Genomic DNA, 11864 nt, shown 5'->3' with positions numbered 1-11864 from the left:
ATCCTGGCATGGAAGAGGCGTGACGGCCTGGCGGCTAGGCCGACGCGAGCGGCATGGCCTGCTCCACCAGGCTGGCGTGCAGCGCAGCGCCCAGGGGCAGGATGTCGTCGTTGAAGTCGTAGCGGCTGTTGTGCAGCGCGCTGTTGCCGGGCCCCGTGCCCTGGCCGATGCGCAGGTAGGCCCCGGGGCGGCTCTGCAGCATGAAGGAGAAATCCTCCGCGCCCATGCTGGGCTCCAGGTCGCGCACCACGTTCTCGGCCCCCACCAGCGACTCGGCCACGTTGCCGGCAAAGATCGCATCGCTTTCGGTGTTGATGGTGGCCGGGTAGATGCGCTCGTAGCGCACGTTGGCCGTGGCGCCGAAGCCCAGTGCGATGGCGCCGCACAGCTCCTGGATGCGCCGCTGCACCATGTCCTGCACCACCGGGTCGAAGCTGCGCACCGTGCCCACCAGCGTGGCGGTGCCCGGCAGCACGCTGAAGGCGCCCAGGTCCCCGGCCTGCACGGCGCACAGGCTGATCACCGCGCTGTCGAGCGGCCGCACGTTGCGCGAGACGATGCCCTGCACCGCCGTGATGATGTGCGCGGCCACCAGCACCACGTCCACCGCCTGATAGGCATGCGCGCCGTGGCCGCCCCGGCCGCTGATCTCGATGGTGATGCGGTCCGCCGCCGCCATCATGGCGCCGGAGTTGAGCCCCACCGTGCCGGGCTTCATCGCCGGCCAGTTGTGCATGGCGTAGACCGACTGCACGGGGAAACGCTCGAACAGGCCGTCTTCGATCATCACGCGCGCGCCGCCGAAGCCTTCTTCGCCCGGTTGGAAGATCAGCACGGCCGTGCCGTCGAAGTGGCGCGTGGCGGCCAGGTAGCGCGCCGCGCCCACCAGCATGGCCGTGTGCCCGTCGTGCCCGCAGCCGTGCATGAGGCCCGGCTTGCAGGACTTCCAGGCCACCTCGTTGGTCTCGGTCATGGGCAGCGCATCCATGTCGGCGCGCAGGCCGATCATGCTGCCGGTGGACCGGCCCTGGCCGTGGATCACGCCCACCACGCCGGTACGGCCGATGCCGTCGTGCACCTCGTCCACGCCGCACAGGCGCAGGGCCTCCTTGACGCGGGCGGCGGTGTAGACCTCCTCGAAGCCCAGCTCGGGGTGCGCATGCAGGTCTCGCCGGAACGCCGTGAGCTCGGGATGGAACTGCGCGATGTGCGCAAACGCCCGGCCGCCGGCCTTCAGTCGCGCGGGCTGCATCTCAGTGGCCTCCCGCCTTGCCTCCCACGCGCAGGCGCGGGTCGACGGCGAAGTACAGCAGGTCCACCACAAGATTGATGACTACGAAGATCAGCGCGATCAGGCACAGGTAGGCGGCCATCACGGGGATGTCGGCGAAGGTGACCGCCTGGATGAACAGCAGGCCCATGCCCGGCCACTGGAACACCGTCTCGGTGATGATGGCGAAGGCAATCAGGCCGCCCAGTTGCAGGCCGGTGATGGTCATCACCGGCACCAGCGTGTTCTTGAGGGCATGGCCGAAGTGGATGGCGCGGTCCGACAGGCCGCGGGCGCGCGCGAACTTGATGTAGTCGGTGCGCAGCACCTCCAGCATCTCGGCGCGCACCAGCCGCATGATCAGCGTGAGCTGGAAGATCGCCAGCGTCACCGCCGGCAGCGTGATGTGGTGCCAGCCCTTGGCCGTGAGCAGTCCGGTGCTCCACCACCCCAGGTCGGTGACCTGGCCACGGCCGAAGCTGGGGAACCAGCCCAGGTGCACGGCGAACACCAGGATCAGCAGGATGCCGATGAGGAAGGTGGGCAGCGACACGCCCAGCAGCGACAGCGTCATGAAAAGCTGGCTGGTGAATGTGCCGCGGCGCAGCGCCGCATACACGCCCATCGGCACGCCGACGACCAGCGCGATGAGCGCGGCCACCAGCGCCAGTTCCAGCGTGGCGGGGAAGCGCTCGGCAATCAGGCGCGAAACCTTGGCGCCCTGCCGCAGGCTCAGCCCGAATTCGCCCTGGGCCGCATTCACCAGGAAGTGCCAGAACTGCACGATGAACGGCTGGTCCAGCCCCAGCGAAGCGCGCATCTCGCGGATCTGCTCCGGCGTCGCATCCTGCCCCAGCAGAAACACGACGGGGTCTCCCACGTACTGGAACAGCATGAAGGAGATGAAAGCCACGGTGACCATCACGATCACGGCCTGTATGAGGCGGCGCAGGATAAAGGCGAGCATTCAGAGAACCGGAAATGAATGGAGCATGCTAGCAGGGTCCCTCTCGCGCGGACCCCAAAAACCCAGTGGCTCCCGGGATAGCACCAGGGCGTGCGCAAGAGCTGCGCAGGCCCGGGTACTGCGGGTGGGCGAGAAGCCTCAGTTGACCTTCACGGCCCGCATGTCGATGCGGTTGTCGGCCCGGTGCACCATGTCGATCTTCTTCTTCATGGCCCAGGGGATGACCTGGTCGTACAGCGGAATGTGCGAGACCGTGTCGTTGGACAGTTGCAGTGCCTCGGTGAGCATGCGCGAGCGGACCGGCGCATCCGTTTCCATCTTGATGCGGTCCACCAGGTAGTCCATGCGCTGGTTGCTGTAGCGGCCCACGTTGTAGTTGCCGTCGCCGCCCGTGCCTACGGTGCGCACCAACGACTGCAGGCTGTACAGCGCATCGAAGGTCGGAACGCCCCAGCCCAGCATGTAGATGCTAGCCTCGTTGCGCTGGATCATGGGGAAGTAGGTGACCAGCGGCAGCGTGCGCAGCTTGGCCTTCACGCCAACGCGTGCCCACATCGCGGTGACGGCCTGACAGACGGCTTCGTCGTTGATGTAGCGATTGTTGGGACAGGCGAAGTCGACCTCGAAGCCCTCGGCGTATCCAGCTTCGGCCAGCAGCTTCTTGGCAGCCTCCACGTCGTAGGGCATGCGCTTGCCCACGCCCTCGGTCCAGCCCGCTACCTGCGGCGCGACCAGGGTGCCGGTCGGCTTGCCCAGGCCACGCAGAATGCTGCGCGTGAGCGTGTTCACGTCGATGGCCTGGTACAGCGCCTTGCGCACGCGCAGGTCCTTCAGCGGATTCTTGCCCTTGATGTTGGAGCCCACCAGTTCCTCGCGGAACTGGTCCATGCCCAGAAACAGCGTCCGGTTCTCGACGCCGTCCACCACCTTCAGGTCGGCACTGGAGCGCAGCCGCGCCAGGTCCTGCGGGGACGGATCGAGCACCATGTCCACTTCCCCGGACAGCAGCGCCGCCACACGGGTGGCAGCCGACTTGATGGGGGTGTAGACGATCTCCGTCACATTGCCCTCCATCGTCCCCCACCAGTTCGGGTTGCGCTTGAACACCATGCGCACGTCGGGCTGCCAGGACTCCAGTGTGTAGGGTCCCGTGCCCATGGCATTGCGGTGCGCGAAATTCTCGTCGGAGCCTTTGATGTCCTTGGGCTCGACCGACTTGTTCTTCTCCGCCCAGGCCTTGCTCATCACGCGCAGTTCGGTCAGTTGGCGCAGCAGGACCGGGTTGGGCGCCTTGAGATGGATGTCGATGGTCTGCGCGTCCACCTTGGCAATGCGATCGAAGCCCTGTACATACGGGCCGTAGTTCGACGTCTTGGCCATGGCCCGGTTCAGCGAGTACACCGCGTCGTCCGCAGTGAAGGCCGAGCCGTCATGGAACTTCACCCCTGGGCGCAGCGTGAAGCGCACCTGCGTCGGGCTGATCTCCTTCCATGCCGTCGCCAGCACGGGCTCCACCTCGAAGGTGCGGCTGTTGTACTGAACCAAGGTTTCGTACACGTAGGCATGGATGTTGTTCTGCAGGGCATTGTTCTGCGAATGGATATCCCACGTGGATATCTCCCCCTGGCTGGCCCACTTGAACGGCGCCGCCTGGGCCACGGGAACAGATGCCAGCACCAAAGCGGCGACGGTGCACCATCGAGAAGCAAGACCGGACATGGAACCTCCCTGGATGAAAAGTGGGGACTATTGCAGCAGCGCACGCCGGAAGGTCCACGGGGATTCCCTGAGGACACCCCGCTTTCGGCGACACGAACAGCCCCTGCATGTGCCGCCGTGAATGCAAGCTTGGTGCCACCATTGGCGATGTCTTGATTCCGCATCGGGGTTCAAACCGGAGAAGGCGGGCTGCGCGCTGCCCCTCCTCTTGCCCGGGGCAGATCCAATCAGCAGAGCGCTCTGCGTTGATCGCGCCAAATGGCATGGGGGTGACTCGGCCCGTCGGCAAAAGGCGGGCTGCCGCCTCGCCCAGCCTGCACGGAAAAAGCGGGGTATCCCGCGCGTGGAATCCACGCAGGAAACGCGGCGCCCGAACATGCGCCGGATTGATCGGCCCCACCTTCCGCCATGAAGAGCACTGGGGCCGGCTCTCAGCCCTTGAAGACGCCCCACAACCTTGCGGCGGTAAACCGCCCTGGCAAGGACTTCGCGCGACGGCCACGGACCCGGACTGCACCATCCGCGTCGAGGCGCTACCCCGCCCATCCGGGCAAAAAAAAAACCGCAGCCCAAAGGCTGCGGTTTTGGTCTAACTCAAGCTGGCTAGGCCAGCAAGCAATTAGAAAGCGTGACGGATACCAACTTGCACGCCGGTCTGGTTTTCACCAGCGCCAGGACCCGTGGTGCTCAGGTTCTTAGCTTGCAGGGCCAGGTTGGAACGGTCCTTGTTCTTCAGGTATGCCACGTTGCCGTACACAGCGGTGCGCTTGGACAGGTTGTGGACATAGCCCAGAGAGATCTGGTGAGCCTTGGAGTCGATGGCCTTTTGGTCGTACAGAGCGTACTGCACCTTGAACTCGCCAGCGCCGACGGGCAGCGAAGCGCCCAGGGCGTAGGCGTTGAACTTGGCATCCGAAGCGCCGGGGATGTCGTACTTCGACTGTTGCAGGATCGCGTTGATCTTGGCAACGGTCAGGTTGTACGAACCACCGAACGTCAGGGTGTCACGCGAAGACGTGTCGTTCAGTTCGCGTTGGTCGTACGACAGGGCCACGCTCAGGGGGCCGTTGTCATAGGCCACGTTGCCGCCAACGTAACGGCCAGCCTTGCCAGCGACTTGCTCGTCGAAGCCGTAGCTGATGCCGCCGGTGAAGCCGCTCAGGTTAGGCGTGTAGTAGCTGACGATGTTGCTAGAACGGATGTTGCTAGCGTCGTTGATGGCGGAACCAGCGGTCGTGCTTGCCACGCCGGTCCAGGCGCGCCAGCCCATGAATTGGCCGATGCCGGTTTGGCCGAACAGGTCGTAGGAGCTGGTCTTGTTGTAGCCAGCGGTTTGGTCACGGCCCAGACGGACTTCACCGAAACCACCAGTCAGGCTCAGCGTGGAGCGGCGACGGAAGTCGAAGCCGGCGTTGCCGTTGCCGTCGTCACCGAAGATTTCGCCTTCGAGCCAGAAGCCGGCCTTCAGACCGCCACCCAGATCTTCAACGCCGCGGAAGCCCAGACGGCTGGTAGCGTTGCCGCTCGTGGACAGGCCGTAGTTGTTGTCACCAGCTGCGTTAACGTTGTTCACGTAAGCAACGCCGGTGTCGACGATACCGAACAGCGTCACGGACGATTGAGCCATTGCAGCGCCGGAAGCAGCCAGCACAGCCAGGGCAATCAGAGATTTTTTCATTACGAGTTACTCCAAGGTTAAACAGAGGGCGCCGGATTGCTAGGACTTTGGATGCTCGCATCGTCTCCTTGCCGGTCCCCGGGCCAACCTCCTGGTGGGGAAGTTCTGCTTATTCCAACAGACGCACGCAGGTTTCGCAAAGAAAATCCCTTAGATTCCGGTCCAAACGCGTTTTCCGTTGCCCTACAGCAACAGTCGACTCAGTGCCGCAAAACTGTCATTTTCGTTGCCCTGCGTGGCGGCGCCGCTCCTGTTTTGATTGCACATCTGACCGAGACGGCTGCCAGTCACGCCTCGACGATCTCAAAGCCCGTCGTGATCTCTGCCGTCTTGCCCAGCATGATGCTGGCCGAGCAGTACTTGTCGTGGCTCATGGCGATGGCGCGTTCCACCGCCGCTGCAGGGATGTTGCGGCCCGTGACGACGAACTGCATGTGGATCTTGGTGAAGACCTTGGGATCGGTGTCGGCACGCTCCGATGTCAGCTTGACGCTGCACCCCCGCACGTCATGGCGCCCACGCTTGAGGATCAGCACCACGTCGTAGGCCGTGCAGCCACCCGTGCCGGCCAGCACCGTTTCCATGGGGCGCGGGGCGAGGTTCTGCCCGCCGTTGGCCGGGTTGGCGGCGTCCGGGGCACCATCCATCGCCAGGACGTGACCGCTTCCGGTTTCTGCGACAAAACCCATTCCCGAGCGCGTGCCGGCGTTGCCGGTCCAGCTGACGGTGCATTCCATGTTGTTTTTTCCCAAAAGAATTGATGAAAACGGGCCGCTTGGCCTGCGTCAACGCTGATTTTGCTGCATCGCAGCATCCCTTGCGATACACTTGCGTCCATGCGCTAGGCACCACACGGTTCCGGCGCGCTGATTGTCTCCTCCATCTCCTCAAAGGATGGATTCGGCCCCAAGCCTCACGGTTTGGGGCCGTTTTTTTTTGCCTTGGACTTCGCGCAAGGCGGTCCGACGCCCTGCGCCTATGATGAGCGCCCCGCCCGCCTTGCAGGTCGTGTGCCTGCCGACCGCCTTATGACCCAGCCTCTCTCGCCGTCCGACTACCTCAAGAAGATCCTGACCGCGCGCGTCTACGACGTGGCCGTGGAATCCGACCTGCAGCCCGCCCAGGCGCTGAGCCGGCGGCTGGGCAACCAGGTGCTGCTCAAGCGCGAAGACCAGCAGCCGGTGTTCAGCTTCAAGCTGCGCGGCGCTTACAACAAGATGGCGCACCTGTCGCCAGAGCAGTTGAAGAAGGGTGTGATCTGCGCCTCGGCCGGCAACCACGCGCAGGGCGTGGCGATGAGTGCGAGCAAGCTGGGCACCCGCGCCGTGGTGGTCATGCCGACGACCACGCCGCAGCTCAAGATCGACGCCGTCAAGACACTGGGCGGCGATGTGGTGCTGCACGGCGACAGCTACTCCGACGCCTACGAGCACGCCGCCCGTTTGCAGCAGGAGCAGAGCCTCACCTTCGTGCATCCGTTCGATGATCCGGACGTGATCGCGGGCCAAGGCACGATTGCCATGGAGATCCTGCGCCAGGTGCAGCGGCTGGGCAGCGCGCGGCTGGATGCGGTGTTCGTCGCCATCGGCGGCGGCGGGCTGATCTCGGGCGTGGCCAACTACATCAAGGCCGTGCGCCCTGACATCAAGGTGATCGGCGTGCAGATGAACGACTCCGACGCCATGGCCCAGTCCGTGCGCGCGCAGCAGCGGGTGCAGTTGCCGGACGTGGGATTGTTCTCCGACGGCACGGCCGTGAAGCTGGTGGGTGAGGAGACCTTCCGCGTCGCCAGCGGCCTGGTGGACGACTTTGTGCTGGTGGACACCGACGCCGTTTGCGCGGCGATCAAGGACATCTTCGTGGACACGCGCAGCATCGTGGAGCCCGCCGGCGCACTGGCGGTGGCGGCCATCAAGCAGTACGTGGACACGCACCAGACGCAGGGCGAGACCTATGCCGCCATCCTGTGCGGCGCCAACATGAATTTCGACCGGCTGCGCTTCGTGGCCGAGCGTGCCGAGGTGGGCGAGGAGCGCGAGGCGCTGTTGGCCGTCACCATCCCCGAGGAGCGTGGCAGCTTCCGGCGCTTTTGCGAGGTGGTCGGCGCCCTGCCCGGCAGCACGCGCAACGTGACCGAGTTCAACTACCGCATCAACGACGCCCGTCGTGCCCATGTGTTCGTGGGCGTGACCACCACCGGCAAGGGCGGCTCGGAGCGCATCGCACAGGACTTCGTGCGCAACGGCTTCGAGGCGCTGGACCTCACGCACGACGAACTGGCCAAGGAGCACCTGCGCCACCTGGTGGGCGGCCGCTCGGCGCTGGCGCAGGACGAGCGCCTGATGCGCTTCACCTTCCCGGAGCGGCCCGGCGCGCTGCTGAAATTCCTCAGCCTGATGCAGCCGACCTGGAACATCAGCCTGTTCCACTACCGCAACCAGGGCGCGGACTACGGCCGCATCCTCGTCGGCATGCAGGTGCCGCCGGAGGACACGGCGGCGTTCGAGGCCTTCCTGGAGACGCTGGGCTATCCGTACGTCGAGGAAACGCTGAACCCGGCCTATCGCCTGTTCCTGCAGGCCCAGGCGGATTGACGAGAGCAAAATAGGCCTCCAGCGCTTTATCCATCAGCGCATACAGCTATTATTTACATAGCAATCATCCCATGACGGCCCTGCGCCATTTCCTGCTTGCGGTGCAGTTCTTCACCCGTTTGCCGGTCACGGGCCGGCTGGCGCAGTGGGTGGGCTACAGCCCGGCCATGCTGCGGGCCAGCGCGGGGCACTTTCCGGGCGTGGGTTGGCTGGTGGGCACCGTGGGGGGGCTCGCCTACCTGGCGCTCCACGCCGGGCTGGGCCCGCAGCCCTTCGCGCCGCTGGTGGCCGCGGTGGGTTGCACCATCGCCACGGTCCTCGCCACCGGCGGATTCCATGAGGACGGCCTGGCCGACGTGGCCGATGGCCTGGGCGGCAGCCTGCAGCGCGAACGGGTGCTGGAGATCATGAAGGACTCGCGCCTGGGCGCCTTCGGTGCCATGGCGCTGGTGCTGGCGCTGGCCGCCAAGCTGGCGCTGCTGGCGCTGCTGGGCACGCAGGGCCTGGGCGTCGTGCTGCCCACCCTGCTGGGCGCGCACGTGCTGTCGCGCTTCTGGCCGCTGTTGCTGGTGCACCGGCTGCGCCACGTGGGCGACAGCGCCACCTCCAAGAGCAAGCCGCTGGCGGACCGCATCGCCGGGCCCTCGCTGCTGGCCGCCGCGCTCTGGTGCCTCCCGGCGTTGCTGGGGGTGGCGTGGTGGCTGGGCGCGCCGCTGCTGCTCGCGGCACTGGCCTGCAGCGCGGCGGCCGCCGCGTGGATGGGCCGGTGGTTCACGCGCCGGCTGCAGGGTTTCACCGGCGACTGCCTGGGGGCCACGCAGCAGGTGTGCGAGATCGCTTTCTATCTGGGCGCGGCCCTCGCGCTCGGCCCTGCCGGCCGATGAGCGAACCTGCCGCCCCCCGCCTGTGGCTGGCGCGGCATGCCCGCCCGCTGGTGGACGAGGGCATCTGCTACGGCCGGCTGGATGTGGCCGCTGACGCGGTGGCCAGCCGCGCGGCCGCCCAGGCGCTGGTGGCAGCCCACCCGCTGCGCTGGGCCGCCATCCGCCACTCTCCGCTACAAAGATGTGAGCTGCTGGCGCATGATTTACAAGCACTACAGCCCGATTGGCTTTCCAAATCCGATACACGCCTGGCAGAACTGGACTTCGGCAGCTGGGAAGGCCGCCCCTGGAGTGGCATCGCCCGCGCCGACATCGATGCCTGGGCGGCCGATTTCTGCGAGCACCGCCCGGGCCAGGGGGAATCGCTCGCGCAGATGCTGGCGCGCGTGGACGCCGCCTGGCAGGACGCCCGCCAAAGCGCCCTGCAGCACGGCGGGGATGTGTTGTGGATCACGCACGCCGGCGTGGTGCGATGCCTGCGCTGGCTGATGGACCATGGCGCTGCACGGCAACCGCTATCGCACGAGTGGACGGCGCCTGCACCGGCCTATGGTGCGTGGACCGTCATGCCGCTCACCGCCGAACCGGGCAAGTGAGTAAGGGAAAGTAAAAGAACACGCCGCCGACCAGCGTGGTCATCGGCCTGCGGATGGCGTCAAGGCGAACGCTTGAGCGGCATTTCCAGCGACATCGTCGTCTCGCCATCCACCGCCGGTCCGAGCCTTGCCTGACGGCGCGCCAGCGACTGCAGCACCAGCCCCTGGTCCACCGTGGCGCCCACGCGGTAAGGCTTGGCCGGCTTGCCGTCCACCGCGATCAGCGCCGCCCCGCCGCCGCTGGCGGTGCCCGCCAGCACGCCCACCAGCACGAAGCGGCTGGCCGCCGCCGGTGCCGCGGCGGCCACCGTGGGCACGGCCCCGAGCAGCTTGGCGAGCGCCTGCACATCGGGCACGACCGGCTGCGGCGCGGAGACCGGCGCCGGCAGCCCGGCCGGGCGCGCGCCCAGGCGCAAGCCCCAGTACACCGTGCTGGCGCCGGCCAGCGCCCAGAGCGCCAGCGTGCCCAGTCGTACGCCCCAGCGGCTGTCTAAGTTTCTCAACATGGCACGATTATGATTGACCGGATATGTCCCATCCGAGTCAGAACCACGCGATGCAGCAACCCCACCCTTCCCTGGCGCAACGCGCGCGCCGCCGCCTGGCGGCAGGCTTCACCCTGATCGAGCTGATGGTGGTCCTGGTCATCATCGGCGTGCTGGCAGCGCTCATCGTGCCGAACGTGCTGGACCGCGCCGACGATGCCCGCAGCACAGCCGCACGCACCGACATCACCAACATCATGCAGGCGCTGAAGCTCTACCGCCTGGACAACCAGCGCTACCCCACGGCCGAGCAGGGCCTGCAGGCCCTCATTGCCCGTCCCAGCGCCGCCCCCGCACCCGGCAACTGGCGCCCGTACCTGGAGAAGCTGCCCAACGATCCGTGGGGCCGCCCGTACCAGTACCTCAACCCGGGCGTCAAGGCCGAAGTGGATGTGATGTCCTTCGGTGCCGATGGACAGTCCGGCGGCGAAGGCAAGGACGCAGACATCGGGAGCTGGCAGTAAGCATGGCCCCCACGGTCGCGCACTGCGTGTCGCTCCCTGCCCCCCAACGGGGCCGCGTTTCGCCTTGGGGCGGCCCGGCGGCGAAACCATGACCCCCACGCTCGCGCACTGCGTGTCGCTCCCTGCCCCCCAAGGGGGCCGCGTTTCGCCTTGGGGCGGCCCGGCGGCGATACAGGCCCCCACGGTCGCGCACTGCGTGTCGCTCGGTGACGCCCGGAGCGCCCGATCGCTTTTTGGGGCAGCCCCAAGATGACCGCCGATGCCCTCAGCGTCGGCCGGGCCTGACTCGTCCTGTTGTTTGCCGTGCGCCCGGCCCACTGCTTAAACCGGCCCAGCCGGCTCCGCGGCTTCACGCTGCTGGAGCTGCTGGTCGTGATCTCCATCATCGCGCTGGCCACGGCCGGCGTGGGCTTGGCGATGCGCGACAGCGGCGACACGCAATTGCAGCGCGAGGGCGAGCGCCTGTCCGCGCTGCTGGAGGCGGCGCGCGTGCAGTCCCGCACCGCCGGCATCCCCGTGCGCTGGCGCGCCACGCCGCAGGGCTTCGTCTTCGAGGGCCTGCCGGGCGATGTGCGGCTGCCCACCGGCTGGCTCGATGCCGGCACCGGCGTGCGTGGCAATGCGGTGCTGTGGCTCGGCCCCGAGCCGCTGATCGGCCCGCAAGAGGTCGTGGTCGTGAACGCAGCCCACCCCCAGCGCGCCGTGCGGGTGGCCACGGACGGGCTGAGGCCCTTCATCGCCCAGGTCTTGCAATGATCGCGCCCGTCCGCCGGTTTTCCGCACGCACTGCGCGACCGGTGCGCGGGTTCACGCTCGTCGAGGTGCTGGTGGCGCTGGCCATCGTGGCCATCGCGCTCATGGCCGGCCTGCAGGCGACCTCGGCGCTGACGCGCAATGCCGCTCGCCAGACGGACGTGCTGCTGGCCCACCTGTGCGCCGAAAACGAACTGGTCAAGGTGCGGCTGTCCAACCAGATGCCATCCATCGGCGACACCGCGCTCGGATGTGAACAGGGCGGCCGGCGCTACGACGTGACCGTCTCGGTCATGCCCGTGCCCAACCCGCAGTTCCGGCGCGTGGATGCGCAGGTCTTCGAAAGCGGCCTGCCCGTGCTGCGGCTGTCCACCATCGTGGGCAGGTACTGACC

At 66.9% G+C, this 11864-nt stretch carries 12 protein-coding genes; 6 read left to right on the top strand and 6 right to left on the bottom strand.

Features of this window, described 5'->3' with window-relative positions; translation table 11 throughout:
* Positions 1–34 precede the first annotated feature (34 nt).
* The 5 genes from QE399_RS10410 to QE399_RS10390 form a co-directional block, all read right to left on the bottom strand.
* On the bottom strand, positions 35–1252 hold the full coding sequence (locus QE399_RS10410) for a M20 aminoacylase family protein (RefSeq protein ID WP_309828517.1): 1218 nt from the start codon (positions 1250–1252) through the stop codon (positions 35–37).
* A gap of 1 nt (position 1253) precedes the next feature.
* Positions 1254–2237 carry an ABC transporter permease gene (locus QE399_RS10405; protein WP_309828516.1) on the bottom strand — a complete coding sequence of 328 codons (984 nt, stop codon included), beginning with the start codon at positions 2235–2237 and terminating at the stop codon, positions 1254–1256.
* Between the two features lie 138 nt (positions 2238–2375).
* Positions 2376–3956, bottom strand: coding sequence for an ABC transporter substrate-binding protein (locus QE399_RS10400; RefSeq protein WP_309828515.1), 1581 nt, complete (start codon positions 3954–3956; stop codon positions 2376–2378).
* A gap of 619 nt (positions 3957–4575) precedes the next feature.
* Positions 4576–5634, bottom strand: a complete 1059-nt coding sequence (locus QE399_RS10395) for a porin (RefSeq protein ID WP_309828514.1) — start codon at positions 5632–5634, stop codon at positions 4576–4578.
* A 287-nt stretch (positions 5635–5921) separates the two neighbouring features.
* On the bottom strand, positions 5922–6371 hold the full coding sequence (locus tag QE399_RS10390) for an OsmC family protein (protein WP_309828513.1): 450 nt from the start codon (positions 6369–6371) through the stop codon (positions 5922–5924).
* Positions 6372–6662: 291 nt separating this feature from the next.
* On the opposite strand from QE399_RS10390, the gene ilvA reads away from it, so the two are divergent.
* From ilvA to QE399_RS10375, 3 genes are all read left to right on the top strand, one after another.
* On the top strand, positions 6663–8228 hold the full coding sequence (gene ilvA, locus QE399_RS10385; RefSeq protein WP_309828511.1) for a threonine ammonia-lyase, biosynthetic: 1566 nt from the start codon (positions 6663–6665) through the stop codon (positions 8226–8228).
* Positions 8229–8299: 71 nt separating this feature from the next.
* A complete protein-coding gene (locus QE399_RS10380) occupies positions 8300–9112 on the top strand; it encodes an adenosylcobinamide-GDP ribazoletransferase (protein WP_309828510.1) in 813 nt (270 codons plus the stop codon).
* Positions 9109–9708, top strand: coding sequence for a histidine phosphatase family protein (locus QE399_RS10375; RefSeq protein WP_309828509.1), 600 nt, complete (start codon positions 9109–9111; stop codon positions 9706–9708). The genes QE399_RS10380 and QE399_RS10375 overlap by 4 nt, the downstream gene beginning before the upstream one ends.
* Before the next feature lie 59 nt (positions 9709–9767).
* Here QE399_RS10375 and QE399_RS10370 read toward each other — a convergent pair whose 3' ends face one another.
* On the bottom strand, positions 9768–10214 hold the full coding sequence (locus QE399_RS10370) for a type II secretion system protein N (RefSeq protein WP_309828508.1): 447 nt from the start codon (positions 10212–10214) through the stop codon (positions 9768–9770).
* A gap of 50 nt (positions 10215–10264) precedes the next feature.
* Here QE399_RS10370 and gspG point away from each other — a divergent pair, with 50 nt between their 5' ends.
* From gspG to gspI, 3 genes are all read left to right on the top strand, one after another.
* Positions 10265–10717: a type II secretion system major pseudopilin GspG gene (gene gspG, locus QE399_RS10365; protein ID WP_309832025.1), complete on the top strand. Its 453-nt coding sequence runs from the start codon at positions 10265–10267 to the stop codon at positions 10715–10717.
* Positions 10718–11020: 303 nt separating this feature from the next.
* A complete protein-coding gene (locus tag QE399_RS10360) occupies positions 11021–11473 on the top strand; it encodes a prepilin-type N-terminal cleavage/methylation domain-containing protein (RefSeq protein ID WP_309828507.1) in 453 nt (150 codons plus the stop codon).
* Entirely contained in the window at positions 11470–11862 is a 393-nt protein-coding gene (gene gspI / locus QE399_RS10355; RefSeq protein ID WP_309828506.1) for a type II secretion system minor pseudopilin GspI, read from the top strand. Before QE399_RS10360 ends, gspI begins: the two co-directional genes overlap by 4 nt.
* The last annotated feature ends 2 nt before the right edge of the window (positions 11863–11864 follow it).

This window comes from Paracidovorax wautersii (assembly GCF_031453675.1).
Lineage (GTDB): Bacteria > Pseudomonadota > Gammaproteobacteria > Burkholderiales > Burkholderiaceae_C > Paracidovorax.
This window is presented reverse-complemented; position numbering and strand designations above follow the sequence as displayed.